Source organism: Vibrio sp. SS-MA-C1-2, from assembly GCF_021513135.1.
Classification (GTDB): domain Bacteria; phylum Pseudomonadota; class Gammaproteobacteria; order Enterobacterales; family Vibrionaceae.
In genome coordinates, this window is the sequence record NZ_CP090982.1 from 73,153 (window position 1) to 99,270 (window position 26,118).

28 protein-coding genes and 1 pseudogene are annotated in these 26,118 nt (G+C 38.0%); 14 read left to right on the plus strand and 15 right to left on the minus strand.

What is annotated here, in order from left to right:
- Positions 1 to 14: 14 nt before the first annotated feature.
- The 4 genes from L0B53_RS18620 to L0B53_RS18635 all read right to left on the minus strand — a co-directional run bounded on the left by L0B53_RS18620 (position 15) and on the right by L0B53_RS18635 (position 4,976).
- Positions 15 to 2,723: a TraC family protein gene (locus L0B53_RS18620; RefSeq protein ID WP_235062451.1), complete on the minus strand. Its 2,709-nt coding sequence runs from the start codon at positions 2,721 to 2,723 to the stop codon at positions 15 to 17.
- 11 nt (positions 2,724 to 2,734) lie between these two features.
- On the minus strand, positions 2,735 to 3,436 hold the full coding sequence (locus L0B53_RS18625) for a TraV family lipoprotein (RefSeq protein ID WP_235062452.1): 702 nt from the start codon (positions 3,434 to 3,436) through the stop codon (positions 2,735 to 2,737).
- Between the two features lie 3 nt (positions 3,437 to 3,439).
- Positions 3,440 to 4,201, minus strand: a complete 762-nt coding sequence (locus L0B53_RS18630) for a thioredoxin fold domain-containing protein (protein ID WP_235062453.1) — start codon at positions 4,199 to 4,201, stop codon at positions 3,440 to 3,442.
- A gap of 106 nt (positions 4,202 to 4,307) precedes the next feature.
- The gene (locus tag L0B53_RS18635) at positions 4,308 to 4,976 is read right to left on the minus strand and encodes a hypothetical protein (protein WP_235062454.1); all 669 of its coding nucleotides are present in this window, start codon (positions 4,974 to 4,976) and stop codon (positions 4,308 to 4,310) included.
- A gap of 204 nt (positions 4,977 to 5,180) precedes the next feature.
- On the opposite strand from L0B53_RS18635, the gene L0B53_RS18640 reads away from it, so the two are divergent.
- The 7 genes from L0B53_RS18640 (at position 5,181) to L0B53_RS18665 (ending at position 10,482) form a co-directional block, all read left to right on the plus strand.
- Positions 5,181 to 5,738 carry a hypothetical protein gene (locus tag L0B53_RS18640; RefSeq protein WP_235062455.1) on the plus strand — a complete coding sequence of 186 codons (558 nt, stop codon included), beginning with the start codon at positions 5,181 to 5,183 and terminating at the stop codon, positions 5,736 to 5,738.
- Between the two features lie 258 nt (positions 5,739 to 5,996).
- Complete coding sequence (locus L0B53_RS18645) at positions 5,997 to 6,566, plus strand: hypothetical protein (RefSeq protein ID WP_235062456.1); 570 nt, start codon at positions 5,997 to 5,999, stop codon at positions 6,564 to 6,566.
- Positions 6,567 to 6,688: 122 nt separating this feature from the next.
- A complete protein-coding gene (locus tag L0B53_RS18650; RefSeq protein WP_235062457.1) occupies positions 6,689 to 7,711 on the plus strand; it encodes a PD-(D/E)XK nuclease-like domain-containing protein in 1,023 nt (340 codons plus the stop codon).
- Positions 7,712 to 7,737: 26 nt separating this feature from the next.
- The gene (locus tag L0B53_RS18655; protein ID WP_235062458.1) at positions 7,738 to 8,814 is read left to right on the plus strand and encodes a recombinase RecT; all 1,077 of its coding nucleotides are present in this window, start codon (positions 7,738 to 7,740) and stop codon (positions 8,812 to 8,814) included.
- A gap of 7 nt (positions 8,815 to 8,821) precedes the next feature.
- On the plus strand, positions 8,822 to 8,956 hold the full coding sequence (locus tag L0B53_RS19495; RefSeq protein WP_260115603.1) for a hypothetical protein: 135 nt from the start codon (positions 8,822 to 8,824) through the stop codon (positions 8,954 to 8,956).
- A gap of 2 nt (positions 8,957 to 8,958) precedes the next feature.
- The gene (locus tag L0B53_RS18660; RefSeq protein ID WP_235062459.1) at positions 8,959 to 9,372 is read left to right on the plus strand and encodes a hypothetical protein; all 414 of its coding nucleotides are present in this window, start codon (positions 8,959 to 8,961) and stop codon (positions 9,370 to 9,372) included.
- A gap of 291 nt (positions 9,373 to 9,663) precedes the next feature.
- Complete coding sequence (locus tag L0B53_RS18665; RefSeq protein ID WP_095498562.1) at positions 9,664 to 10,482, plus strand: FTR1 family protein; 819 nt, start codon at positions 9,664 to 9,666, stop codon at positions 10,480 to 10,482.
- Between the two features lie 92 nt (positions 10,483 to 10,574).
- Here L0B53_RS18665 and L0B53_RS18670 read toward each other — a convergent pair whose 3' ends face one another.
- Positions 10,575 to 11,120: a manganese efflux pump MntP family protein gene (locus L0B53_RS18670; protein WP_095498563.1), complete on the minus strand. Its 546-nt coding sequence runs from the start codon at positions 11,118 to 11,120 to the stop codon at positions 10,575 to 10,577.
- A 474-nt stretch (positions 11,121 to 11,594) separates the two neighbouring features.
- Here L0B53_RS18670 and L0B53_RS18675 point away from each other — a divergent pair.
- Positions 11,595 to 11,867 (plus strand): annotated as a pseudogene (locus tag L0B53_RS18675) (transposase).
- Positions 11,868 to 12,357: 490 nt separating this feature from the next.
- Here L0B53_RS18675 and L0B53_RS18680 read toward each other — a convergent pair.
- Genes L0B53_RS18680 through traL form a run of 7 tightly spaced genes read right to left on the minus strand, consistent with a single transcriptional unit; the run spans position 12,358 to position 20,405 of the window.
- Positions 12,358 to 14,814, minus strand: coding sequence for an Ig-like domain-containing protein (locus L0B53_RS18680; protein WP_235062460.1), 2,457 nt, complete (start codon positions 14,812 to 14,814; stop codon positions 12,358 to 12,360).
- 7 nt (positions 14,815 to 14,821) lie between these two features.
- Positions 14,822 to 16,261: a Calx-beta domain-containing protein gene (locus tag L0B53_RS18685; RefSeq protein ID WP_235062461.1), complete on the minus strand. Its 1,440-nt coding sequence runs from the start codon at positions 16,259 to 16,261 to the stop codon at positions 14,822 to 14,824.
- 2 nt (positions 16,262 to 16,263) lie between these two features.
- A complete protein-coding gene (locus tag L0B53_RS18690) occupies positions 16,264 to 16,845 on the minus strand; it encodes a hypothetical protein (protein WP_235062462.1) in 582 nt (193 codons plus the stop codon).
- 2 nt (positions 16,846 to 16,847) lie between these two features.
- On the minus strand, positions 16,848 to 18,200 hold the full coding sequence (locus L0B53_RS18695) for a TraB/VirB10 family protein (protein ID WP_235062463.1): 1,353 nt from the start codon (positions 18,198 to 18,200) through the stop codon (positions 16,848 to 16,850).
- 12 nt (positions 18,201 to 18,212) lie between these two features.
- The gene (locus L0B53_RS18700) at positions 18,213 to 19,406 is read right to left on the minus strand and encodes a hypothetical protein (RefSeq protein WP_235062464.1); all 1,194 of its coding nucleotides are present in this window, start codon (positions 19,404 to 19,406) and stop codon (positions 18,213 to 18,215) included.
- A gap of 10 nt (positions 19,407 to 19,416) precedes the next feature.
- On the minus strand, positions 19,417 to 20,061 hold the full coding sequence (locus tag L0B53_RS18705; RefSeq protein WP_235062465.1) for a type IV conjugative transfer system protein TraE: 645 nt from the start codon (positions 20,059 to 20,061) through the stop codon (positions 19,417 to 19,419).
- 14 nt (positions 20,062 to 20,075) lie between these two features.
- Positions 20,076 to 20,405, minus strand: coding sequence for a type IV conjugative transfer system protein TraL (gene traL / locus L0B53_RS18710; RefSeq protein WP_235062466.1), 330 nt, complete (start codon positions 20,403 to 20,405; stop codon positions 20,076 to 20,078).
- A gap of 321 nt (positions 20,406 to 20,726) precedes the next feature.
- On the opposite strand from traL, the gene L0B53_RS18715 reads away from it, so the two are divergent.
- Both L0B53_RS18715 and L0B53_RS18720 read left to right on the plus strand, forming a co-directional pair.
- Positions 20,727 to 21,020, plus strand: coding sequence for a DUF1778 domain-containing protein (locus L0B53_RS18715; protein WP_235062467.1), 294 nt, complete (start codon positions 20,727 to 20,729; stop codon positions 21,018 to 21,020).
- Complete coding sequence (locus tag L0B53_RS18720; protein WP_235062468.1) at positions 21,001 to 21,513, plus strand: GNAT family N-acetyltransferase; 513 nt, start codon at positions 21,001 to 21,003, stop codon at positions 21,511 to 21,513. Before L0B53_RS18715 ends, L0B53_RS18720 begins: the two co-directional genes overlap by 20 nt.
- A 101-nt stretch (positions 21,514 to 21,614) precedes the next feature.
- On the opposite strand, the gene L0B53_RS18725 is transcribed toward L0B53_RS18720, so the two are convergent.
- Complete coding sequence (locus tag L0B53_RS18725) at positions 21,615 to 21,929, minus strand: hypothetical protein (protein WP_235062469.1); 315 nt, start codon at positions 21,927 to 21,929, stop codon at positions 21,615 to 21,617.
- Between the two features lie 353 nt (positions 21,930 to 22,282).
- On the opposite strand from L0B53_RS18725, the gene L0B53_RS18730 reads away from it, so the two are divergent.
- A complete protein-coding gene (locus L0B53_RS18730; protein WP_235062470.1) occupies positions 22,283 to 22,477 on the plus strand; it encodes a hypothetical protein in 195 nt (64 codons plus the stop codon).
- Positions 22,435 to 22,740, plus strand: a complete 306-nt coding sequence (locus L0B53_RS18735; protein ID WP_235062471.1) for a hypothetical protein — start codon at positions 22,435 to 22,437, stop codon at positions 22,738 to 22,740. Before L0B53_RS18730 ends, L0B53_RS18735 begins: the two co-directional genes overlap by 43 nt.
- A gap of 392 nt (positions 22,741 to 23,132) precedes the next feature.
- Here the strand turns inward: L0B53_RS18735 and L0B53_RS18740 are convergent, their stop codons facing one another.
- The gene (locus L0B53_RS18740) at positions 23,133 to 23,375 is read right to left on the minus strand and encodes a hypothetical protein (protein ID WP_235062472.1); all 243 of its coding nucleotides are present in this window, start codon (positions 23,373 to 23,375) and stop codon (positions 23,133 to 23,135) included.
- Between the two features lie 161 nt (positions 23,376 to 23,536).
- Between L0B53_RS18740 and L0B53_RS18745 the strand changes: the two genes are divergently transcribed.
- Positions 23,537 to 24,280 carry a response regulator gene (locus L0B53_RS18745; RefSeq protein ID WP_409202847.1) on the plus strand — a complete coding sequence of 248 codons (744 nt, stop codon included), beginning with the start codon at positions 23,537 to 23,539 and terminating at the stop codon, positions 24,278 to 24,280.
- Positions 24,281 to 24,290: 10 nt separating this feature from the next.
- Complete coding sequence (locus tag L0B53_RS18750; protein ID WP_235062474.1) at positions 24,291 to 25,733, plus strand: cell wall metabolism sensor histidine kinase WalK; 1,443 nt, start codon at positions 24,291 to 24,293, stop codon at positions 25,731 to 25,733.
- Positions 25,734 to 25,781: 48 nt separating this feature from the next.
- Here the strand turns inward: L0B53_RS18750 and L0B53_RS18755 are convergent, their stop codons facing one another.
- The gene (locus L0B53_RS18755; protein WP_235062475.1) at positions 25,782 to 26,114 is read right to left on the minus strand and encodes a hypothetical protein; all 333 of its coding nucleotides are present in this window, start codon (positions 26,112 to 26,114) and stop codon (positions 25,782 to 25,784) included.
- Positions 26,115 to 26,118: the final 4 nt, after the last annotated feature.

Below are 26,118 nucleotides of genomic sequence, written 5' to 3' on the forward strand. Positions count from 1 at the left end.
CCATAAATATTGACTTAACCATTTGAAACCTCATCACATTCATAGTTATCAGAATCCATATCCTCGTATTGCTCAAAGATATTCTCTTTGTCTTCTAGACCATCATCTATGGTATAACCACGATCCTCCAAGACGGCGGCTACTGCTTTTTCAATGCTATATCCTTGGCCTGTATAGTAAGCAATATCACTTCTATCCTTTGGATCCGTTGAATACACAAGCAACAGTTCTTTAGGTGCATAGAAGCGTAAAATCTCACATATATCGTCACCCGCTTGGAAAAAGATTTCTGAGAACTTCCCTTTTCTGGTACGTACAGACTTCATTAACTCAAATTGCTGATCGCTTAACGAGAGAAGTTTTTCGTTCTTCACACTCTCTATCGTGTCTGATTTTTGATATAAGTAGAAACGGTATACCGAGTTAGCTGCAATACCGCGTCCAACTTCGGAGTCGGTCAAATCAGAAAGAAGCTGAGTACAAATCCAAGCCGATGCCTCCACTTTTCTAAATCGGCGGTATGCGCTAGATAGGAAGTTTGCCACAGGATTCACACCTTCATGGCTGTCATTGCCTGAAAGGAAACTAAAACACTCATCAACCACTAACATTTTGCGACGACGATTCGTTGGATCATCATCTGATAAGAAGAAATGACGATAGCAAATGTTGATAATTTGCATTAAGACAAGTAACTGTACTTCAGGAAGCGACTTTAACTGCTCCAATTCACACACGATCATCGGGTTATCAAGTGAAGGTGGTGCTTTTCTCGCGGTGAAAATATCGCCGTACATCCCGCCTTCGCAATAAGGTTCGATCATCAATGAAACCATTCTGACTTCTTCTAAGTCATGGCGTGAGCAATATTCTGCAAATATCGTGACAGACGAATCCGTGCCGTGGTCATCCCACATCGCCTGTAATAACGAGGCCATTTGCGTTTCTTGGATACGTGTCAATCGTCCAGCAGGGTCAGCCATCAGCTTAAATAAATCCAGTATCATCCCCGCCTGGCCATCACTTCCTTTCCAGTCAACGATAGAAGGGAAAGGGTTCAGAGAATATTCCATCTGAGAGCCAAACTCTAAATAAGTACCACCGAGCATGGTGCATAGGTTTTTGTAGGAATATCCAACATCTATAATAACGGCCATACCGCCATCACCTGATTTGCCAAACATATCGGGCAACTGATCTGAGAGTTGTTTCAGCTCTCGCTCGTCCATATTGTGCAATTTAGCGAGTAATGAGCGCGTCATTTTCTTGCCTGAACCTAATAAGCAAGTGACGATGTAGTTGATGAGTACCGATTTACCTGATCCCGATTCCGCCACAATGATGCCATTCATGGAACCATCTGTTTCGTAGGGATTAAATCCAAACATGGACATATCGCGTGTCACAAATGGAATGATTGGTGCGTGCGGGGCATTGCCTTTTGATGCTGAAATAATGGGTGTTAAAAATGCCGCAACATGACTTGGTACAAGCATGTAACGGTTGATGAAATTCATGGAAGTGGTATCTGGACCGAAAGGTAAACTATGTAGAAACAATGGTGATGTTAAATATCGGTCTTCTTCAAGTTCAAACCCTGCCGGTGATTTTGCTATTTTTTTAAATCGAGCAATCTCACGGGTCAACTGGTCTTCATTATCACCCCAAACTAGGAACTGCAGGTGTAAATTAACCAGCCTTGAGCCTTTGGATTCCATTGCATTAAACACCTCATTGTAATCACGGAGTTGCCATCTGACCGAATCTGACCAATTAGCCAGTTTGTTGTTTGACTGCAGCTCCATCCCTTTTCTTGTTTTACGAATGCTTTTTGCCTTTTTATCAAAGTCTGGGAAATGGACGTTGAGGATAATCGCAAAATTCGACCATATCGTTGAGTGGCCAAATTTCCAGTCTGAAAATAGATTCAGCATATCACCAAAGCCGACTGCATCGGGAAAGCGACGGACCGATAATGCCGCAATTGGCTTCTCATCAATCTCAATGCGACGGTCAGTAAATTCAATTTTACCGCCAACTTGCTGCACTTGCTCGCGTGCTAAGTACATCTTGTTATTGTTCATCTCACCATTGCGCCAACATGCGTCATCTCGACGATTATGGACTTTCTGCATGTAATGCAGCCATTGCCATTGGTCCATCGGCGTTGGAGATAACCCAATCTTTGCAAACGACTCTTGAATATCAGTACAAATCTCATGGAATTGGCGGAGTTCAGCAGTGGTTGGCTTGCTGTATTTTCCTTTAATTGGCACTTTAACCAGAAAGAAGCAGTCAAAGACTCGCGCTTTACAGTCGCTTTTGTTAAAACCTTTTTTAGAACTGCGCTTATAGTGCTCCATGATTTTTTTACTCATCATGGTCAGTTTTTCATTTGTTGATGGATCTTGTTGTCTATCACCATGAAACTTGGCAAAGTTTTCTTCAAAACGACTTAAATCATCATTTGCCCACAGTATCGTTTGGCAAAATGTATCGATTGGTACATTTAGTTTATAAATATCCTCCATCATCGTCTGCAGTTCTTCATTGACTGCAGGTACAGTATTGATGAAGTACATTTTTCCAATGTAGCCATCTTCAAGCACAAAGAAGCCAAATTCCTTTTCAGTGCCCTTACCTAACTCAACATAGTCAAGCACGGGTAGCAACTCACCATAGGCGTGCTCTCTATTCTTTCTAGCAAAAAAATCACTCAGCATAGTCAGTCACCTTATTGTCCGTTCTGGATGTCAAACATCACTTCGTTTGCATTTTTACGAGCATTTGCTTTGGCTTGCTCAATCGTAATGTCATTCCCACTGCGCTTTGAAACGCCAATTTCACCATTGTCATTGGGAGTATAATCTTGTCGTAGACTGTCTTTTCTCATACCAACACTTTGAAACTGCACAGCATTACCTTTTGCTTCTCTATCGATTATCCAAGTGCGATCAACTGCTTCGACATATGAATAACCAGGCACTTGCGCTCGGTCGTGTGAGTCCACATATGGTCGAGTGAGTACTCGAACAATCTCGGCTGCTTTTCTCATACCTACAGGTTCAACAGCGGGAAGACTTTGGAACTGGGCATTAGCTTGCATCGCATTCATTTGTTGCTGAACAGGCGGTGCCATCGTCGAATTTGGCAGACTATTGCTCGTCATCTGCTTTTCTTTTTCTTCTTCGTTGTGGAATTCAGAATAAGGTATCTTTTTGCCATCTTTGTCCAACACGGTCACGCGAGAGTCACCAGTCTCTTTTACATAGTCATCAGCATTGTTGTAGTAATTGGTGATCTCAAACACCTCTCTTGATGAGGCACAACTAATACCAGAAGTTGACCCCGCACAGTTCTCAGCTTCATGACCAACCGTACTACAGCCTGAAATGACACTTGTTAATGCAGCGATAGCGAATAATGAACTTCTCATGATTTACTCCTTTTCAGCTTTAGCAAACAACTCAGCCACCTTCACTTCTGCATCTGTGATGCCAACGACAACGCCATCATCGTTAGTGAAGGTCGGTACACCCATCGTGCCTTGACTCAGCATTTGCAGAGCTGCAATGGTCTTGTTGACGAGATTGATTTCTTTTTTACAATCGCCAACGACAGGGTAAAGGTCTGCTTTATAGTGATTTTCATAGACTGCTTGCAGTGCGCTTTTTGGATCGGCACTACAGCTTGCGTCGATAGTTTGCTGATAGACTTCTTTTGATAGAATTGGGGCAAATGCGAGGAAGAATCGCTTATCTGGATAATTCTCACGAAGAATATCAGTAAACTTTTTGCAATATGGACAGCGAGGTGAGATGAATAACGTTCCGCCAAACTCTTTAGCATCTGGATTGATGCTGTAACCAAGTAGGTCGGTTTCTGGATCGACATGGAGGTTATTTAGCGTTAATTGCATTGCCGCTTTAAACTCAGCAATTGAGTTAACGACTTGTGCATTAAAAGTGGAGTAGATTGTCGGGTTTTTAATTAAAAATCGCCCATCGGCCGTTGCAAGGTAAGTATCACCATCATCGGTTTCTAGCATCATCAAACCATTTGTTTGATACATAGCCGAGGACTTGATATTGATATTACCAAATACGCTTGGATCAATTTTTTGGCTGGCTTCTGTCAGAAATGGACTGAGAAGAAGTAACCAAAAGCCAAACATTGAATAAATCGTTCCATGTTGTTTCACAGTTTCACCTTTAAATTCTGTTGCTCTACATTAAGTATGAGAGACAATTTTCAGTGAAACCTCTGCTAACAGGACCAAATGACCCCGATTAGACGACATTTTTGGATTATAGAGCCATTTCTAGCGAAATCGACTTCAATTGAACACTATATTTTATCGCTAACCGCTCTATGCGAGTTTCACGTTGACTCTTACGGAAGCCATTCTTGAGGATTATGCAACCATGACAACTAACGAGTGTACTAAAGTCATTGAGAATTTCATTTTCATACTGTGTAGACAAATACACATTAAAGTCATGCTTGAGTTGAATAGGCGCATAGATTGTCGATTTAGCAGGATTCGGCAAGGTGTCACGCACTAACTCATTGATATCAAGGGGGGTATGCTCTCCGATCCTCATATCTATTATCGATAGTTTAAATGTATAGTGGGGATCTAGAGCAGTGTAACAGGGTGGCATGAGTATATTGTTTGGTATATCACGCTCATGAAGCATTTTTAAGTAAAACCCTGTAGGTAAATCCATTTTACTTAAATTAGGCTTAACCATCTGAAATACCTTGTTTTCCCTTGATAAAACCTCAAAGCAAACATCGAGTTGCTTGCCAAACTCCTCCTCTCTCAATCGATGATGATTATCCTTAATACAGAGCTGATACACCTGCCCATTTAACCCCGAACGGCGGTTATAGCCTATGTCTGACAGTGACGGTGGTAGACCAATAGAAAAATAACCATCTTTTGAACGAATAACAGGAACAATGAAACCCATAATAAGTACCTCACTACATATTTAGCTGAACGCCAACCCTATATAACATGCATCTCCTCATTTCTTTTAAATACTATTTCTAACCCAAAATTGGCTCTTTTTTAAAAAAATAAGAATTCAGAACGTTATAGTCCTGTTAGCACCAATATGGGACCAACTGATAAGCGATAATTTAGATGAAGATAAACTTAATGGAGAGACACCATGAAATATTTAATCCTTTTAGACGCCGACCAATACAGCATTCCGGTTAATTTACGTGATTTATGTGGCCGAGAAGATGTGATTCTTATAGCTGCTGCAGCGAGAGATATCGATCCTTCTACCATTGAAATCGATGAGAACTTTAACTGTATCCAAGTGCCATCAAAAAAAGAGGCCGCTGACCTAGCACTCATTCTAGAAGCACAGGCCAAACTCATCAACAATGATGACATTACAGAAATTATTGCGGTAACCAGAGATGAGAAACTGTCACTATTGCTGGAGCGGTTAGCTGAAAGCTTTGGAAAAGACTTTTACGCGTATCGTCGAACGGATTGGCTTATGCATGTAAAGCAACACTACTTGGGAATGAACATCTCTCGTAAAAAGATCACAAAAGCGGCCATCAGGTTCTTGAAAGATAAGCCCCAAGGCGTTGAATTCCACAAGATAGCGAATAAATTATCAGTGGATTACTCAGTCATGAGTGACGTACTACGAAGCAATGCACAGCATTTTGCTCGCTCTGGAAGCAAATATTATCCTATTCGACATTAAGGAGCACTGGCTATATCTATAGCCAGTGCGAGTTATGTTATCGCCCGATGCACATAACACTCATCAATATTAAGCCCAAATAACGAGCACTGACAAGTTAATAAAATTAACAACCCAACTACTTGTTTAATTTCAATTGGTTATCATGACACGCAAACAATATCGCTCATAATATTTCACTTTCTCTCTTTTTTAGACTAAATTACTGTATAAATAAACAGCATTTGAGGTTGTGATATTATGTTCAAAATATTGATTATGGATAATCATCCAATGGTAGCCAATCATATAAAACAGTCATTTGAAGCTCAAGGATGTGAAACCATTACAAGTAATAGTTATGATAAGGTCTCTGATACACTACTAGAATCTATGGATTACCTGATAACTGATTTACAACTAGATTCGGATATTTTTAATACACTGCAACATATTACAAAAATAAAAGAATCCCACCCTAGTCTTAAAATCAGCATTTTTTCCGGCTCAACGGATATTAAACATCTTCCTGCAATTGCTCATATCATTGGTATAGATCACATATTGGATAAGCGTTATGTTGAAGATATCAGTGACATTATTCTAAATCATAAATCTTCACTGCCTGAAGTTTCTAAAAGTGCTTTAACCCAAGGGCATGCATTCATTGATATTCAATCAAAAGAGCAAAATGTTAAACTATTAAAAGGATTATCTAATGAACCAAGTAAAATTGTTGCTCTTGATAATCATATTAGTCCTGCGGGAATATCTAAGTTTAAATCTAGAATACAAGAAAAAATTGGAAATTTAAAAGACTTAACCCCTTGGTTTAGAACCTATAATTGAGTTTTAAATTTTTCCTGTTTTTTTAAAGTTATTTACAATAATTATTCCAATATTTGATTTTTAAAACTACTCAAGTACCACATGATAATGTTCTCTCCAATATTCAATTTGGAGGTGTCGTCATGCTTTCATTCAAAGATTGTCCACATCAAATCACATATGCTTATGATGTAAATGGCCAGCCGACCTTCATGGACGATGAAGGTGATTTGACCCAAGGCATTTATACAGGTATTCCGAATGAGGTTTATCATTCGCTACCTGCTATTAGCTCAAGTCAGATCAAAACTTTTATCAAAAAATCACCGGCGCACTTTTATCGTGACTTTCTAAGTGGACTCGATTTAAAGCGTCGCTCTAAGGTTCAAGAACGAACATTTGACACAGGCACATATGTTCACGAACTCATCTTGGAAGGTGAGCACTTTGAAGACCTGTATTATCGAGGGCTCCTCGCTAAAGAAACTGAAGCACTTGATTCATTAGCCGATCATATTGAAGCTTGTGAGCGTTACAATGTCACTATAACTAAGTCAGCAACAAAGGCGAGCTGTCGCAAAGCATTGGAAAAGGCGGAGACTCCCGTAACTTTTTTTGATGACATGGTTAAGCAACTAGAAAAAGAGAACGCGGATAAAACAATGATCGATCCGCTTGTTTGGGATAATGCAACGCGCTCATATAATACCTTTTTAAAGCATCCCGTTGCGCCCATGCTTGTCCAAGATGGACTGCCAGAGGTTTCTCTTATTGCTCGTTGTCCAGTCACGGGGCTATGGGTCAAGTGTCGGTTCGACTGGCTTCGATACGATAACCTTGCTGTAGATATCAAGACAACAAAATCAACTGAACCAAAAGAGTTCATGAAACAAGCAGGTCAGCTTGGCTATCACTACCAAGAAGCGTTTTACACCTATGTTGCGTCGCTACTCAATATCAATTTATCAGGATTCATTTTTGTTGCAATTGAATATTTGGATGCTGATTTAGTTGAAATTTTTAACTTTGAAAACAAGCAAGCAACGTTCACTAAAATGCTCTCTGCTCTAACCGAAATAGCGCAACGATATAAAGCAGATGATTGGCACTCCAATGTGCGAAGCGATGGCATCGTAACAGCCTCAATTCCTAAATATTTAGTTTAAATTAATCAGTTAGTGGAGAAATCATTATGACTATCGCAAACACTTTAAGTTATGGTGCATTAAAGCTCAATCAGGATGCTAATGAAGCTCTTGAAGCTGCACGCCCCGACTTTCTTGATCTCATGAATTACCACCAAGAACTCAATGCCGAAAAAGAGTGGTTCTGGTTAATTAAGCTAATCAGTGATATCGAGCCAGAGTATCAACAGATGATGGATGCGCAAAGCGTATACTACACAACATTAGCTGTTGCCCAAGTCGGACTGTCATTGAATCCAGTTATGGATAGCGCGACTATCATGCACTTTTTTAACGATGAGACTGGATTAACTGAGTTGATTTACGTGCCGATTTATCATGGCATGATTCGACTATTAATCGAGTCAACTGATGTTGTTGATGTTAGTGCAGGTATCGTCTATCACGGTGACCATTTTTTATATCATGGTCCGACTCACCAAGTCGAGCACTCTAGCACCTTAGAAAATACAGCTCATAGTAACATTGCTCATGCCTATGCAGTGGTAAAAAGCAAAGATGGTTCTGTTTACACTGAGTTACTTGAGTCTGAATACCTACAGGCCACTATCGCTAAGTTTCAACAATCCCCCCTGGCTTCATCTTTATGGAATGATGAGAACTTGCCACAAATGATCAAGAAAACAGTGATTCGCCGCGCTATAGCTCATACCTTGGATACTAATTACAGCATCTCACCTGCATTTAAAGCACGGATGTTGGCCTTAAAGGAGATAGAAAGTCGCTATTGGTCAATGCTCGATACTGAAATGTCACAACATTCAGAACAAGACCGTCAAATTGCAATTAATCGTGCAGTTGAAAACAGTAATGTATCCGATAATTTCAAATCCTATGTTGCACCAAAGGGCGTCAATGTCGTGACCGATAAGTTTGCAGCTTTTTTAAATCGTACATCGCCTCTGTACCATGATAGTGAAGACGCACCCTTGCGATCACAACCTGTTGTTGTACATGAGGAAATGAATACGCCTCCGCCAACACCTATAGTTGAACAACAAGTACCTGCAGCCGAGCAGCCTCTAACTAACAATGATGCTTTCACTTGGTCGAACGAGTGGTGAGGAGTTGATGATGAACAAGCAAATGACACTAGAAGAAGCGTTGCTTGCTTTAAAACAAAAGCGGCAACATGTTGATAGTGACGAAATTAAAGTCAGTAATATCGTGCGCTATATTGAGCGAAATCTGAAAAAAAGGAGCTAATTATGGGTATGCATTGGGGAAATAATTGGTACGTGTTAAGACACAGAACTCAACCAGAGCTTACTGGCTGGACGATGACCAGTAATATGCCATCAGCGTCGGGCCGATATCACAAAGGTAAAGAAGTTGTTGATGATATTGCAAGTAAGCAAGCAATACCAAACTTTATAGAATATGAGTTTATTAAGTGTGATTCAGAGCGTGATGCAAAAAGACAATCACGTATAGTGCTAATAAAAGATCTGAAAAAAACGGTCATAGAGAAAGAAACACTAATATGTGCATTAAGAGTTAAAGTATTAGAAAATCAAATACAATCATTATCAAACCGGGAAATAAAAGATCAAATTGATATTCTAAATGACGAAGTAAAAAAACTTTGGTATTTGATGAGGACAATTAGACCGTATATATGATAGAAATCCCGCTTCACTATAAAGTCTAATCGTTATTTATTCGCATAAAGCTGATATAAGGACCATAAAGCCGTAAAGATTGATCAATTCTAACACGTTTTTGGACATTAATGAGTTAGGTTATATCTCAATTCAAAATAAATTAACTGCTAATAAGTAAGCTTTTGTTTGAATAGCTTTAATAATATAAAAACCAATAGTGAAATCAAAGTTTGAAAAATAGTAGCTTTAATAAAAATCATTATCATGCGTAAATAGTAACAGTTATCATTTATATTAAGGGTGTTGAGTATGTATTCCAGTATGGCGATTGTTTTCAGGGAAGGGTTTGAGATGGTTCTTATCATTACCTTATTGTTAGCTGCTTCTCGACAAATTGCTCATTCTAAAACTTGGATTATTTCTGGTGGTATTACAGGGGTTTTTGCCTCATGCCTTCTTGCCTACGCAGCGTTATCAAGTGAAACTATTCACCAACTGATTGAGGCTAAAGTAACAGGCGCTGTTATTTTGATTTTTGCAAGTGGCCTAATTGCATGGACAGTAATTTGGATGCGCGCACAAGGCAAACAGCTCAGCAGCAAACTTAAAGAGAGTGCTCAGAGTGAAACTCCGCTAAAAACCTTAACCATCGTTGCATTTTTAACCGTAATTCGAGAAGGCGGTGAAATTGTACTTTTCCTACTCGGTCTTGCATCACAAAATGATACCTCTACTCATTCAATCTTTCTTGGTAGTCTAGTGGGGGCAGCTGGTGCGATTGTTGTTGGTATTTTGATGTATTTTGGCCTAATTCGCGTCAATATCAGTAAGGTATTCAACTTCTTTTCTGTTGTCATGACATTTCTCTCGGCAGGTATGATGGCGTCGGCCGTTTCAAAGTTAATTACAGCAGGTAAATTACCAGCAATTATTCCTCAGCTTTGGGATACAAGCCCTTATTTTGACCATCATAGTAACTGGTTCGCTTTAGTCCTTCATGTGATATTTGGTTACACAGAAAAGCCGAGCTTACTCCAACTAGCCACCTATATCATAATGCTAGTCGCTATAACGCTATGGGCCAAGCGTGTTAACTTCAAAATGAACACCAAATTAACTGCACAATAACAATATAATATAAAAAACCGACACTTTCTGAATAGAAGGCGTCGGTTTATCAGTAGTAACTAGAGAGTTGAACTAAAGCAAGGCGGGTATTTTTAAATAAACAACATCTTGAAAGCCAAAAGGATCAAAACAACACCACCTAATATTTCAGCTTTACTTTCAATCCATTGGCTGCTCTTATTGCCAATATAGACGCCAATATAACTAAAAATAAATGTTGTTACACCAATAATCACGCATGAAAGCAATGGTTGGAAATCTAACAGGTTTAATGTAAACCCTGCTGCCATCGCATCAATACTGGTTGCAATAGCCAGAGTAAATAGCGCTTTATTGGTGATTTTTTCTAAAGCGTCATCATCGTCGTCATCATGAGAGAAAGCTTCGTATAACATCTTACCGCCAATAATTAACAATAGGATAAAGGCGACAAAATTAGCATAGTACTCAATCCAACCTAAAACTGAGCTTCCACCAAGGTATCCAATTAACGGCATTGCCCCTTGGAAAAACCCAAAAAAGAGTGCCACTTTAAACGCAATTTTCGCTCGGGATTTATGATTTTTGCTACCAATACCAACGGCAACTGCAAACGCATCCATACTTAATGCAATGGCAAGAGTTAAAACTTCTAACATCAATAACACTCAAATGAAAAAATAATGGCGTATTATAATCACTCATTTCAGAAAAAGCTTGATTATTGTTTAACTATTTAATTCACATTATCAAATTGTCCCAATCAGTGATCAATTACATATATAGCCAATCTCTAGATATGTTATCACCATATTATTTCAAGTGAACTTTGGTAAAAAATATAGTTCTTATTTTCTATACGTAAAATAGAATTAACTATCTCATTGAGGGTATTATGTTTATTGATGTTATGATACATACACCAAGGTAAAGTAATAGTTATCATTTAATGTGAAAATATTAGAAAAGCTAAGGAAATTTGAATAAATTCTACATTAAACAATATGATTTTTTATTAACTACTAAAAACCACCGCCTATGGCGGTGGTGATTGTTCCTTCAGGCAACAGCCTAAAGGTGCGCCCATGCTAAAAAGACTCTCTTATTCACCACAAGTAAGAAGGAATTAAAGCATGGACGACTATAGAAGTTCATCACATGTATATTGGCGTTGTAAATACCATATTGTATGGGCACCAAAATATCTATTTCAACTTTACTCGGTGTATTGAAGAGTAGAGGTGCAATCAGACTTTTCAATAAATACCCTAAAATCACTTCTGGGCTCGAGGATATTTTGTCGACACTGTTGGTATTCATGAAGAAACGATCAGAAGATACGTTAAACATCAGGATTAAGAGATATTGAATATGAGCAGCAGCTACAATTGTTAAAACCACATTAGTATGAATGCCCCCTTTTAGGGGGCTTATCCCAAAAACTACCTTCTAAGAAGGTGGATTCTTTTTCGAATATTTTCAAAGGCAATATATTGTATAGTTACTCCTCACAAGAAATGGAGACTAAGGTGGTTTAGGTAACCTAGACAGCTTTATCCTTAGTTGCTAACTCAGAATGGGGCATAAATGAGTTAGCCACGTGATAAAATTATCAGATTATAAATCAAGCTATTTATTAGCCAGCATAAGAGTAAAGATAAACATAACGTTATTATTCTTATTTAACATACTATCTATTAATACTGGAAAGGAATTTACAATTTATAATTATCTCTCATTACACCACAAATAATAAATAACTGATACATAACACAATTTTTTGGTTGTCGTTAAATTTATTGTTCACTTCTTATATATTGTTTCTCAAGTTTATTCATGTTCAACTGAGAACTATCCAGTTGCTCTTTCAAATCATTAATTTTTTGCAAGTCACTGTCAGGGTTTACTTACCAACTGCGGAATAAACAACAGATAATCCGATTGACCCAATTTGCCTTCAGCGGGCCAGATCTCAAAACTAATTGCTCCTCCAGTTGAGCTTAAAGTGAAATTGAAACCTTTTAGCTCGCCTGGTTCAACACGTATTGGTTGGCTGCTCTGGTTAACTCGAAAATAAATGGCAAATGACGCATCTGGTTTTAGTTGAATTTCAGCGTACTGCTCACCTGTCGCAACCTGACCATTTGCAGTGACGAGGTGACCATCACTATAAATTCGCGCAAGATAATCACCTGCCGAAAGATAGATAGGCCTATCTGCTGTGAAATATGGCTGTGCTTCCGTGATAAAAATATTGCTCGGAAGATATCTGATTGATTTTGAAATTTCACCTTCATTGCCAAAAGCATCGATGGCACCAAGCTCTAGCGTATATCGTTCAGTTTCATCTAGATTCGGGAATACTTTAGGAAGTTCTGCAGCAAATATAGATGTGTTGCCGGTTTTACTTATTAGACTAAAGCCAAGTTGGACATCAACGCCAAGTCCATGCAAACGGATGTAAGGTGTGATCTCACTGTTATCTGTGACCTCTAGCGTCACTTGTCTAAGATCGCTGACGACATCTGGATACTGTTCAGCATTGTCGTATTTGGTCACCAATGATGGGGATGTTTGGTCGTTATAAAAATCCAGCACTTTTTGATGGAGCACTAGACCATGCATTTCCTCTGCACGAATAAAAATTTGGTGCTGGCCAGCGGGAATATCATCGAGCAAGAACTGGTATTCGTATATCGTCTTACCAATTCGATTGCCTGAAATTAACTTTGCATTAAGATTGGTTTGATTTTCATCTGCAATGAACACGGAACGAAGTCTTAAATTGTCAAACCAAGCCCCACCTCCCGGTTGTAAAAGTGCAAAGGTTAATATTCGCGTTTCATCATCAAATGACCATGACGTTAAACTTGGGGCGTGTTCATCATTCCACGACACATCAGCCCAATTTGATGAGTTTGAAAATCTATTATCGCTTGCGTTTAGATAACCAACATCGTGCAGATAGCCACTTGTACCTGAGTTTAAAGCAATATCTGGAATATCAATTGTACAACTTGTTCCATTTGCTGGAATGATGCAGTTATGACCTCTATGTGTGAATTTTTGCTCATATGGTCGTGGTTGTACTTGCTGACGAACGTGCGTAATGGTTATTGGTAACTGGCTAGTTTGAATGTGCCATCGATTGAAAGAACGCCAGCCTACGTCACTATAATAATATTCAGTAGAAGCACTACGAACAGGTGATGCACCGACACTCGAATCAAGAACTAAATTTGGACCAATACCACCATCTGACCAACGTAATCGACTTGTTGTACGCCAATAATTGCCATTGTAGTTTCCATGAGTTAAGCGGTAAAATCCGTACGCATAATCGCCATGAATCTGTACATCATAGTTACCAACAAATCCCGTACCGCCAGTGATTTCGGTAATGTATTCAGACTTAGGGATGCGATAGATGATAGTGAATGGATTTTGATAAATAGTCTTACTTGACTCATAGCGTTCATATTTATCAAAGAGGCCATCCAAGGTTCCTGTCGCATTTGGATTATAAACAGCATAAGGTTCTGCAGTAACCGTTTTACTGTCAAAGTAAAGTGTCTGCAAGTTCGACTCACCTTCATTGCCTGCGACATCAATAGCAACAAACTTCACAGCTAATAACTCCGTACCATGCGTCCCTTTTGGAAAAATTTGGTCCTGCTCAGTCGTTCGTGAACCATCATGAGGAAGCTCTGCAATTTTGGATTCTGCATCATATGATAGCTTCGCTGTGGCATATTCAATATACTGACTGCCATTGTAGCGATAAGATTTTGCAAATACTTCGACTACCCCATTATTATCCACAATATCATTAGCAAGTGTCCGATTTGGAATATGGCTTAAACCACTTTGTCCATGAAACCAATGGCCATTTACGTCAGCCACCATCGAGTAACCCGTTTTATAAAGGTTGCCGAGTGTTGGCGCGATTGTGTCTCTAATAAAATTAAACTGATGATTTGCAACTTCATTTCCGTTGATATCAATCGTTTTCAACGTTACGGTGTATTGACCATCGACGTTAACATTATTTAATACAAGCGACTCACCATAGAACAACTCACCTAGCACTGTAAAATCATCATCAACGCCAATCAGCTCTGTTGTATGCTGATAAGTCAGCGCACCACCACGACGAACCTCGACTTCAACAAAGCGATCAAGCCCAACTTTGGTAACAATAGTAATATCGCTCGCGTTATTAAAATAGGGTGTGACATCGACTTCTGGATAGTAAGTCTTACCGTCATATCCGACTTCAACGACGGTTGCTTGCACTGTAGTTGTTGATAAAGTAAATAAAAATGCAATTGACATGATGAGTCGTCTAATCATAAATGCCTCAATCATCGTTAAGGATGGTGAGTGAGTTTGAGTGAGACTGGATAACCAGACCACTTTCTTCAAACAAATTGATATTAAAGGCTTCGTTATCTTCTATGTCCGTATCGGGCAAAATGCGGACAGAAAATGACTTTGAGACTTCACCCTCTGTGAAAATCAGCTCACCTGCAACGGCTTCGTAATCTGGTTGAATATTAGTAAAGCTCGACACATTGATATTGCCCTCAGAACCACCCGCAGGAACAGTGGTAAGTCCATTCCAGGTTGGATGATCACCATAGTTGCTTTTTAAGTAATTCACATTGACATTAGAGCGATTAACATTGCCGTAAAATTGCACACCAAATCCTTCTAAAATATGGTTAACAGAGCCTTGAAATACATCGTGATCGGTTATAAAAATCAGACCGCCGCCTAGATTAGAGTATGTCTTGAACGCTTCTGGCGTGTCATCATGAAATGAGGTACAAGAACAAGATCGACTACCCATCACAACAACTAATTGATAATCTTTAATGTCGTCATAAGTGATTAATGCATTACCCGTACCGCCAAAATCAGCAGTATCTTTTGTCGTCAAACTTAGACCTGTTTCAGATGCTATTTCAGCAAAAGTGGGTGCAAAACTATTAGATTTACCCGTTTTAACGGGATAGTTGGTTTCGTGGTATTGCGCATCGCCAAGAAGTAAAACTTTTGGAGCGCGTGAACTATCTTTCACCCAGTTAAAAACGTTAACCATCAGCTTTTGCGCATCATTCAACGCTGTACCTGTCGTGTGAACTTGATAATACTTCGGAAATCCACCATCTAAATAAATTCGTCCCTTTCCAGTTTCAACCACGCTGATAAATGGATTACCAAAACTGTCGTAAGCTATATTTTTTGCATCACCAGCCACGCTGATTGCTGAGTCATCAATCGTTGTATATTTCACCGATGTTGTATGACCAATCGGGACATCTAACGTTGCCGTCACATTAACCAGGTAGCTCGCACTGTCTCGTTCAATGTTATTAACGTTATAATCAAGGGTAAGAGTGGGTATAACATCTAAATCTGAACGGATTTGAGGAATTGAAATCGAAAAAGGGATATTTTCACCACTATTCTCGATTGAAAATGGCATTTCAACAACAGAGGTATTTGTGAAGTTATAATTGAAGGTTCTTATGCTCCCAGGACTAAATAGATAACCTGCAAGTTCAATGTCACTTGTCGCGCTCGAACTGATGGTAACTTGGAGTGTTTGATCTCCTACTAATCTATTTCCTTGAACTGTTAATATATTATTCTCGTAACGCAATGTTTGATATCGATTATTTGCCCCATCGCTTAATTCATCTTTCGTTAAAACGGTGAGAGTGCCCATATTGACTGACTCTGCCAAAACAAAATTAGATGTTAACAGTAAAGTGGTAGCAAATAATCGTCGCATAATCACTCCTTATTGATGCTCGTTGCCAACGCATTCATTTCATCAACGGTCAGCACAGGTGCTTTCCAATTTAGCGGCACATCACCATCAATTGCGCCACCACTGAGCACCACTTTTCCCTGAGTATTTAAAATTCGGATCATGTTTCTGTTGTATGTCTCGATTTGACTAAAACTAAACCCTTTTTTCATTAAGTCGTCGGCAATTTCGCTGTAGGGATACACCACAATCGACGATAACGCTTTGTCGATGGTTGGCGGTACAGTGATTGCTTCCAACTTTTTGTACATATGTATCTGTAAAAAAGAAACAACACCTAACCACACCACCATTAATATATGGATCGGATTCATTTTGGTACGCATTTTCCGGGTCCCCGCGTTATTAATAACCTTCTCTTTATCTTCATTGACGGATTTGGACGAAGAAGAAGATAAGTGAGCCAGTTTCTCGCGCCGTTCATGCTGGTTTATTTCTTCCACCTGCTCCTCAAAAGGCTTGGTTCGAGCAATCGTTAGCAAATCATCTGGTAACTCCGTCACCACTTCTGGCTTATCATTCTCTGGCTTATCATTATTACTCATGACTAGTTAACCTCTTGAAATGTAAGTTTAAGTGGAGCTTGCAGGAAGAAAGTCACCTCCTGCATAGCATCAACATTGATTGTTGGCCAAATTTCTTCAAGCATCTTCACGTAGTAATCAGCAACTCTGTCCAATGCAGACGAGGCACCTGAAAGTCCCGCTGCTGCGCCTATACTTCCCATATCGGGGGTATTGAAGCCTGATCCCTCATCGTTAACCTGAACACCGACGACGCGCTGTGGTGCTAAACCTTCAGCTAACCCACTAAAAAATCCAGCCCACATAGAACCAGCTAACATTTTGCCGTTGCGAGCGACAAGTTGACCGGGAATACCTGCTTTTCCATCGGCCCCAGTGCCATAGCCTTTTGCACTTGCTTCTGCTATCAGTCCGTTTTCGTCAATGCAGACAACGGACTCTAATCGCATGTATGCACGATTATCAGAAAGTGAACCTACAGCACTCACTAATGCCTGACAGTCCCTTAGATCAACACGGTAATTATTTGGCAGCAGTGCATCGAGCTTAATTCGTACAGCTGCAGGTAATGGTTCACGTTTGCTCCCTACAGAGGTTGGTGCTTCCATGCCTGATAACAAAATACCTGTGATTAGTGATGTGGTTGGAAGGTGAACAGAATACGTTGGATCGGTTTCTTGCACATCCAATGCGGCAATCGCATCAGAGAGTTCTTTCTCTTTTTGATCGCGCCACGCTTTCATCTCCTCTTTAGTTTTAGCTTCATCTTCTGTTAAGACTGTATTCGCCTCAACCAATGTCTTTACCTTGCCATTCTGCAGTAAAATCATATCACTACTAGCATCAACACTGCGGATACCTGAGACTTTGGGTGCTAACTGAGGTTGTTGCTTATTATTAGCGGGAACGGAAGCGTCAACCGACGGCGATGCGATGGAGACTGGATTGCCATGTTTATCAACAGTCATATTGCGACTAGGTGTAAGCTGGTTATTGTTGTACGCAGTTCTCTCCAATTTTTTCTGGCCAGTTTTATATAAATGCAGTTCACTCTCCACTTTTTCATATTTAGCCGATAAGCGGTCAAGTTCAGAATAAACCGCATCGAGATCGTGAGCGTTATTCTTTGTCGAAGCCTGACGCTCCTGACGAGATATCTTCTTTAACTCATCTTGAACTAACTGCAGTTCTTGTTTTTCTAGAACAACACCTGTATCGCGTGGCGCATAAATATGCTCAATTTCTTTCTTCTCTTCTTTAACACTAGTCATATCTGGTTTGATATAAAAAGAGACAACTAAGGCTAAACTTGCAACCACCGCGCCGACAACGATCATTCTCGTTTTTGGCTCTTGCCATTTTTCTTTTAGATCCATGATAGTCACCTTTTAATCTAACAATGAAGGACGCTCATTGCGCTCTTTGATTCGGTTTTGATAGAGTCGGTCACGTACCACATAAACTTCTGTGGCTTCACCTGGAGAAAGTGTTGCTTTGTTAAGAATGCCAGTGGCGATAACATCTGGTGTATTCCAACACTGCTCCTCTCGGATAATTACACTGATGTCTCGAATATTCTTAACTAGAACAATATCAACGATGCGGCGTGACGAAATGAGTCGCTGCTTGGCTTCTGATGGGACAGTAAATCGACATGGGTATTTAAGCTCGCTTGGTATTTTGGTACTAAAATCAAACCCTTTCGGACGCTTTTTAGCAGCAACAACCGATAGAAGATCATTGATTGAATCAACATAAGGGTTGCTCATAAATTTAGGGTCACTTTTAAGGACTAACTCAGACTCCATATCACGGATACGGGCTTCTTGAGCACTCGCCTCATTTTGTTGGTCTTGCTTAATCTTAGCAACTTTACTTGCTAACTTTTTATCATACTTAACCGTCACTTGAACCATCGCTGGCATCACGTTTAATGGCACAACAGTCACGTTTACTTGGGTTTCAGGTACGCCTTTCTCATACATAATTAAGCCAAATGGTGAGTCGTATTCCGTCGTAAAATAGAGATAACTTCCTTCAACTTTGAGCACCACGTTTGGATCTGATGAGCGAACTTCAACTTCATCAAAGGAAGTACGAATACTGTTTAGAATATATTTGGCGGCAGGAATAGTAATGTTATCCCCTGTACGCAACTTATATGACTGCACTGGCTTAAACTTCTTGGCCATATCGCGCTGCATCATCTGAAAGGCCGTCAACTGTGGTTTTTCAGGCTCATGATAAATAGGCTTAGTTTCAGCAACGCTTGTTGTTTTTGATGCATTCTCTTGAATTTCTTCTTCGGTTGGCACTATTGGACGACCAAAATCGTCAGTTTGTGGTTTGGGTTCATCTTTTTGCAACATCGGTTTTAGTTGATTACGTTGCTCCGTTGGCAGGTTTGTTACAACTGTATTGAGCATCTGATGCACAGCTTCAGGTGTATCTTGCTGCACCAATGTTTTTGGCTGTTCAATAGCGACAATATCCATTGCTTCTTGCGTACCACTACTATTTTCAGCAAAAGTTGGTGCGGTTAGCGTCACAGCGGTCAGAATACTGATTAATTTAGTCTTCATGGCCAAATCCTTAGTCTTTTGCTAAACGAGTGCGGTCAATTTGAGGCGTACCCTCATATTGATTAATATAAGTAAGCTCTGGTGAACCATTGGCGTTTTTCACTTTCACTTCATAAGTCCACCGAATCGGTCTTAGCTCGGCATTCTTATCAGAGATACGACGCTTATCTGTCAATTCTCGCTCACCGTAGATAATGACTTTATCTGTTTTGGCATCATAGTAAGTGTCCAACACTTCAAAACGCTGCTCTTGGTTTCGGATACTCAGTGCTTTTACATGCGCTTGTAACTGATCAGCCATTCGCTCGTAATCGGCACTATTCATCATCGGTTTCAAGGTTTCTAACGTAACATCAACAGAGCGGTTATTTGCATTACCAAGAAGCTCGGCAATCATCACAGACCACATTTTCTTCCAGTTCATGTCGGCTTTATTGCCATTTAATTCAAAGGCTTTGTCAAAATTGGGTGGCGTAATAATGGTAATGCGATCTTGTGTGATAACGCGGAACGTCAATGCCAAATTAATAATGACTAACGCAATAACCACATAAGTCATCTTTTGAGAATGGTTAACTGCAGCCGTCCAGCTCGCCGTCGGGCGATTAGAAAACTGCTGATTGTCAGTATCGGACTGACGAGTGAAGAAATTCATCGTTCATCTCCTTGTTACTTATAAAAAGTACGGCGGTAAGCGTTAGGTCGAGAGCGTGTCGGCTGTGGTGAGTAAATACCAAACCACCATGCTAAATGAATGAACAACCCTCGCGGATACCTATCTTTTAACTTTGCATAGCCATAAGACAGGCAAATGCCCAAAAACAGCATCGGCACCAGATTCTTAGAAAGATGGCCAAGACACATACACAACATCAAAATACCAAGTGTGTCAGTCTCCATCCCAAGAAAGCTCAATCGATTATTTACCCGCGTTGGGATATAAGAGTGATGATTCGGCAGTTCTGGTCGGTTGTCATTGTTAATATCAAGTTTGCTCATAACGCTTACTCCTTTTTCTTGCTTATATAAAGTATGAGTGATGGTTTCGAGCTAAACCTCGTCTAACAGGACCAAATGACCCCGATTAGACGATATTTTTAAAAACTACGGTGCTTCCTTAGACAAAGGGGAAATGAAAACCTAAATACAAATGACACCAGAATGACGCCAAATTTGACAATTGTTAATAAACATGAGAGTATAAAGATGAAGTTAAACTTCGCATTTCACCTTTATACGTACCATTAACCCAACCTAGCTATATGGGCATGGGTATTACAGTGAATTAATAATCGCATTTTATGCGATAGGAGAAGCCTTATGGGCATTGCAAAACAAGAAAGAATTACCACTCGGGTAAATTTAGAAACCAAAGAGTTACTAGAAAGGGCGTTGATTTTGTCGGGTTATTCTAGTTTAAATAGCTTTATAGCAAATGCAGCTGTCACAGAAGCTAAAAGACTGATAGAACAAGATATGGTGATTAACTTATGCCAAGAAGATGCATTGGCATTTGTAGAAGCATTGGATAAACCAGTTAAAACAAATCAACGTTTCCTTAAAGCGGCTCAACGATATAAGGAAACAATACAACATGAAAATTCAACAGCTTGATAAAAAAATACACAATAAAAACTCGTTTGACTGTGGTGACGCTTACTTAAATAATTATTTGAAAAAAACGGCGGGTCAACATGGTAAAAAAGATCTTTCACGCACATTTGTACTGACAAGTGATAATAACCCCTCAACGATTAAAGGCTTTTACTCTTTAGCCTTATGCAAAGTATCACTTAGCGAATTGCCTTCTGAAATAGGTAAAAAATACCCCAATGATGTCTATTGCACACTCATAGGGAGATTAGCAATACATAAAACATATCAAGGTCAGGGATTTGGGGAAATACTACTTATTGACGCCATATTAAAAGCCATTCAATCCTCAGAATTAGTGCCAAAGCCAATGATTATTGTTGATGCTAAAAATGAGGGTGCCAAAATATTCTACGAGAAGTTAGGCTTTACTTCATTTCCTAATCAACCTAATAAGCTATATATGACTCAAAGAAATGCCAAAGCTATGTTAGAAAAAGCTGGCGTTTTGTAATCTAACTATCCTATTTAATGGATAATTTTTATGTCGAATTATACAAAAAAGCTAGGTCTAATTTTAATTAAGACCTAGCTTTTATATTTTGTTCATGTTCATTAAATTGGTAATCCAGCCGTCAACATTGATGTAATGATGGTGTTAAGCTGTGCAAGTACAACCATGATGAGAATTGATGCACCTAAACCAATCAGATTTGGTCGAACAACAGAGAACATTAACACACCAGCCACCGTCATGAAGGCGATGATTTGTCCCGGCACGCCATCAGCAAATGCGGCTAAATCATCAAACACACCCTGAAAAGCGTCACCACCCGATCCCGCAATGACTGTCGAACTTAGGACTGCGAAGAAAGATAAGAAAGAGAAACGCTTTAGGTTTTTAACATTGAATAAAGTTGAAATAGTCATAATCAAATTTCCTTGTTTTGTTGTTTACAACTAAATTATGACCCAGTTCGACAGAGCAAAACCTCGCTAACAGGACGCAAACGTTCATTTTTTTTCTTAGATAAATAAACCCACGCAAAACAAAGAGTTAAAATTAATTTTTTTTAAATTATTTTCATTTTAATACATAAGCCATTGATAACATTAACTTAAATAAAGTCAGATAATTTATGTTCTTTAAAGTAATTTTTTGTACTATTTAGAGTTTTAAATTTTTGCCTATTTTTTAGAAAAAAAGTCTATTTTTTCTATTTAAAAGTTTCAGTCACCTCTCATTTATGATTAAGCCACTTATATAAAGCGAGGTGCTTAACATGAAATTACCTATTAATGAGTCAAATCTCATCTCTCAACTTAACCTAATGTTTTCTAATAGCTTTAAGGTTATTAACGAGCTTATTCAGAACGCCAATCGAGCTGGCGCATCAAGAGTCGATATTACATTCACTGAAAGTGATGATGGCAAATGCAACTTAATGTTCAAATCAGCAGCAATTATTTGCCATTAATGAGCTTTGAAAAAGGTTCTAAGGTTATTGAAACAGTAATTGATAACGGTTTAGTTATAGAGTTAGCTGGCGATTCTCCTAGCGCGAAAAAAGTCTACGCATGCAGTTATAAGAAGCGTACCAATAAGCCAATTAAGACAGTAATGGAAATTTCCTCTAAATCCAAACTTTCCAATATCGACCATAATTGTGAGAAAGTTCATGTTGTATTTACTATGAGTAAAATATATTTGAACTGGTTAACGCTTTATACAAGCGGTTGATTAAACTGCACAATCATACTTTTAATGCTGCTTATATCTTGTTGATACAACCACTTGATATTTATAGTTTTAGAATATTGATTTGGAATTTTACGTTGTAACTAAATTACATGATTTTGACTATGCTATAATAAACACTGAGGTTTTATAAGTTATTCAATATCTCTTTCAGTTCATTTAATGTTATTTCTCCTTTTGCATACCTAGCTTTTGCTATGTTTTTGGCTTCATTATTATTTGATTTTTTGGAAAAGAATAAAACAATTAGACCAATTAAGAATAGCCAAAATATAATATTCATTGGAAATATTGAAAAGTGATGTGCCATAGATGATTTAATCTCTGTAAAAGAATTCACCACCTTAACTCAAGGTAGGGTGGTGAATATAAAATTATTTATTATTTTGGTTTACTGAAATTTGATCCGTGTTCATGTGTCCACAATAGTGTTGATTACTCTCCATTCCTTTATGTATATTCATCATCTGTTTATTTGAGCTCATCATGGTCTGGTGAGATTCCGCTGTCATCATTTGTTGATTATTCACTGAAGAGGTCGTTGTATTATTATGCATATTGTGTGCAAAGCTTAATGTAGGAACGAGAATTAGAGTAGCAATGATTAATTTATTCATAGTAGTCACCTTGATAGTTATTAGTAAATATTTTTTGTTGGTCCTATTTAACCTCTTTTTTATGGCTAAAGTTTGTCAATTATGAAAAAAAGCTGTCACATTTTGACACAATTAGTCGCTCAAATTTTGATATAATTTATTACTGTTTTGGTATTACCTTCTTGGATTGTGGAATGTATAAAGTTTTAATTGTTGATGATCATGAAGAAATTAGAGAATTATTAGAACGCTTTTTAATTCAATATGATTTTAGTGTTGTCACAGCAAAAGATGGCGATGAGATGCTTTCATTACTAAAGCACACAGAGTTCAGTTTGATTGTACTTGATGTAATGATGCCAGGAAAAGATGGATTAACTTTGTGTCGAGAGTTAAGAAGTTGCTCTAATATTCCTATCATACTATTAACAGCAAATAGTGAAGATGTAGATAAAATAATTGGTTTAGAGATGGGAGCTGATGATTACTTAACAAAACCATTTAACCCAAGAGAATTGTTAGCGAGAATTAAAGCGCTTATTAGGCGAAGTGAGTATCCTTATGTATCAAAAGAAAATAATAACTCTATATCAATGCCAAGTGATGAATGTTATACATTTGATAAATGGACTATGAATATTACACAACAACAGTTATTTGATGACCAAAAGGTAGAAACAATATTAACAAATACTGAATTTCATTTATTGAAAGTATTGGTCGAAAACCCACAAAGAGTTTTAAGTCGAGAACAGATACTAGGTCGTTTAAAAGGAAATGATAGTGATATCTTCGATCGCGCTATTGATACAGGCATTAGTCGATTAAGAAAAAAATTAGAAGTTGATGCTAAAAGACCTAAAATCATAAAAACAATCTGGGGAGGAGGATATCAATTTATGGCTAGTGTGGTTAAGTGTGGTTAAGTGTGGTTAAGTGTGGTTAAGTGTGGTTAAAATATCGCTTCCTAGAACATTATTAGGGCAACTTAATACTGTATTTATTACTGGTTTATTATTATCAGTACTATTAGTCATTACTTTAATTTCTTCTCAATTTGGAAATCTATTGAACCAAGTTAATGAAAAAAATACTATTGAGAGAGTAGAAGCGGTCGTTGATGCACTGGATAATAGTTCTAGCTTAATCCAAGTTCATATACTAGAAGCTGCAAATGGTGGTGGTCTAAGCTTTACTCTTGATAAAGAACCTATAATAAAAAAAACAGATAAAAATAATTGTAATCATAAATTAAGTACACTAGAAAAAATTTTTCCAAATCGAAGGGTTTACTTTACTGAAGATAATATTGCGATACCATTAAACTCTGCACCGTCACATCATATGTCAATGATGCATTCATCATATAATCAAGGTATGCATATGATGAGTTCAAAGCTAAAAGAGCAATCCTACTATGTTGGGGCAATTCAACTCAAGAACAAAGATTGGTTAAATTTTAGCTCGGTAATAAATAATAATACTAAAATATGGTCATATTGGACTCTTGCTGGTTTGATTCTTATTTTAGGCTTAATGTTATATGGGATGTACTTGATCATTAAAAAAGCGCTGAAACCAATCTATGAACTAGGACGGTCTGCAACAAAAATAGGGATTGAACAACAGTTTATACAGATTGAAGAGCAAGGACCTAAAGAGCTACATGACACCATCCATGCTTTTAATTTAATGCAGAAAAGATTAGATGATTATGTTTCAGATAGGACTAGAATGGTTGGTGCTATTTCTCATGATCTTCGTACACCACTCACGAGTATGCGGCTACGATTAGAGTTCATTGAAGAGAGTAACGACAAGAGAAAATTACTTTCTACGTTGACAAATATGGAAGAAATGTTGAATGCTACCTTATTATTTTCTCAACAAAGTAACAAAAAAGAGCCATTAAAAGTTACTGATTTATCATGTTATATTAATACGATCATTGATGAATTCCCCATTGAAAAAAATAAGATTTCATTTTCTGATATTAGAAAGTTTGACTGCTCACTTCCTCCTGTGAGTTTAAGGCGTGTAATCGAGAATTTATTAAATAATGCTTGTTTATATGGAAAAAGTGAAGATGGTAAGGCTTATATTAGTATTCAATCAGATGTTGATTATAGTTTGAATATATTTAAAGTTATTATTAGAGATAAAGGAAAAGGCATACCAGCATCTCAACTTGATAGTGTATTTAAACCTTTTTACAGAATTAACAAAGAACGGAATACTGAAAACTCTAATGTTGGCCTTGGATTATCAACATCACGTTCAATTATATTATCTTATGGTGGTAGCCTTATTTTAAAGAACCATCCTGATGGTCTATCTGCTATTATTGAATTACCACTATTAAGTACTAATAGTGGTTAATTTTAGAGAGTAACTGGTAAAGAGCTATCAGTTACTCTCTAATTTATATTAATGGCAACACCATGGTTTATGACGTGAATTATTATAAATATTTGCATCTGCAAACTTATAATTTTCAATCCTTCTTTTTATCCACCATGTTGCTTTGATTTCAACTTCATATTCATCAAGAACTTGTTCTAAATAGTCGTATTGGATCATTGAAGCATCATAAGAAATAATAAGATTTTTCTTTATATCATCATAATGAGCATCATTGATTGCTTTATGTAGATTCAATTGATTAATTAAATCTGCTTGATAGGGAATATGTATAATTGGTAATTTTCTTTCTACTAAATAGACTTCATGAATACCTAGTTTTATTATCTTTTGTTTCATTTTG

What these genes read in the sequence shown, in the direction of transcription:
- L0B53_RS18620 (WP_235062451.1), bottom strand. Translation starts at nt 2,723, where the DNA reads ATGCTGAGTGATTTTTTTGCTAGAAAGAATAGAGAGCACGCCTATGGT.
- L0B53_RS18625 (WP_235062452.1), bottom strand. Translation starts at nt 3,436, where the DNA reads ATGAGAAGTTCATTATTCGCTATCGCTGCATTAACAAGTGTCATTTCA.
- L0B53_RS18635 (WP_235062454.1), bottom strand. Translation starts at nt 4,976, where the DNA reads ATGGGTTTCATTGTTCCTGTTATTCGTTCAAAAGATGGTTATTTTTCT.
- L0B53_RS18640 (WP_235062455.1), top strand. Translation starts at nt 5,181, where the DNA reads ATGAAATATTTAATCCTTTTAGACGCCGACCAATACAGCATTCCGGTT.
- L0B53_RS18645 (WP_235062456.1), top strand. Translation starts at nt 5,997, where the DNA reads ATGGATAATCATCCAATGGTAGCCAATCATATAAAACAGTCATTTGAA.
- L0B53_RS18650 (WP_235062457.1), top strand. Translation starts at nt 6,689, where the DNA reads ATGCTTTCATTCAAAGATTGTCCACATCAAATCACATATGCTTATGAT.
- L0B53_RS18655 (WP_235062458.1), top strand. Translation starts at nt 7,738, where the DNA reads ATGACTATCGCAAACACTTTAAGTTATGGTGCATTAAAGCTCAATCAG.
- L0B53_RS19495 (WP_260115603.1), top strand. Translation starts at nt 8,822, where the DNA reads ATGATGAACAAGCAAATGACACTAGAAGAAGCGTTGCTTGCTTTAAAA.
- L0B53_RS18660 (WP_235062459.1), top strand. Translation starts at nt 8,959, where the DNA reads ATGGGTATGCATTGGGGAAATAATTGGTACGTGTTAAGACACAGAACT.
- L0B53_RS18665 (WP_095498562.1), top strand. Translation starts at nt 9,664, where the DNA reads ATGTATTCCAGTATGGCGATTGTTTTCAGGGAAGGGTTTGAGATGGTT.
- L0B53_RS18670 (WP_095498563.1), bottom strand. Translation starts at nt 11,120, where the DNA reads ATGTTAGAAGTTTTAACTCTTGCCATTGCATTAAGTATGGATGCGTTT.
- L0B53_RS18680 (WP_235062460.1), bottom strand. Translation starts at nt 14,814, where the DNA reads ATGATTAGACGACTCATCATGTCAATTGCATTTTTATTTACTTTATCA.
- L0B53_RS18685 (WP_235062461.1), bottom strand. Translation starts at nt 16,261, where the DNA reads ATGCGACGATTATTTGCTACCACTTTACTGTTAACATCTAATTTTGTT.
- L0B53_RS18690 (WP_235062462.1), bottom strand. Translation starts at nt 16,845, where the DNA reads ATGAGTAATAATGATAAGCCAGAGAATGATAAGCCAGAAGTGGTGACG.
- L0B53_RS18695 (WP_235062463.1), bottom strand. Translation starts at nt 18,200, where the DNA reads ATGGATCTAAAAGAAAAATGGCAAGAGCCAAAAACGAGAATGATCGTT.
- L0B53_RS18700 (WP_235062464.1), bottom strand. Translation starts at nt 19,406, where the DNA reads ATGAAGACTAAATTAATCAGTATTCTGACCGCTGTGACGCTAACCGCA.
- L0B53_RS18705 (WP_235062465.1), bottom strand. Translation starts at nt 20,061, where the DNA reads ATGAATTTCTTCACTCGTCAGTCCGATACTGACAATCAGCAGTTTTCT.
- traL (WP_235062466.1), bottom strand. Translation starts at nt 20,405, where the DNA reads ATGAGCAAACTTGATATTAACAATGACAACCGACCAGAACTGCCGAAT.
- L0B53_RS18715 (WP_235062467.1), top strand. Translation starts at nt 20,727, where the DNA reads ATGGGCATTGCAAAACAAGAAAGAATTACCACTCGGGTAAATTTAGAA.
- L0B53_RS18720 (WP_235062468.1), top strand. Translation starts at nt 21,001, where the DNA reads ATGAAAATTCAACAGCTTGATAAAAAAATACACAATAAAAACTCGTTT.
- L0B53_RS18725 (WP_235062469.1), bottom strand. Translation starts at nt 21,929, where the DNA reads ATGACTATTTCAACTTTATTCAATGTTAAAAACCTAAAGCGTTTCTCT.
- L0B53_RS18730 (WP_235062470.1), top strand. Translation starts at nt 22,283, where the DNA reads ATGAAATTACCTATTAATGAGTCAAATCTCATCTCTCAACTTAACCTA.
- L0B53_RS18735 (WP_235062471.1), top strand. Translation starts at nt 22,435, where the DNA reads ATGCAACTTAATGTTCAAATCAGCAGCAATTATTTGCCATTAATGAGC.
- L0B53_RS18740 (WP_235062472.1), bottom strand. Translation starts at nt 23,375, where the DNA reads ATGAATAAATTAATCATTGCTACTCTAATTCTCGTTCCTACATTAAGC.
- L0B53_RS18755 (WP_235062475.1), bottom strand. Translation starts at nt 26,114, where the DNA reads ATGAAACAAAAGATAATAAAACTAGGTATTCATGAAGTCTATTTAGTA.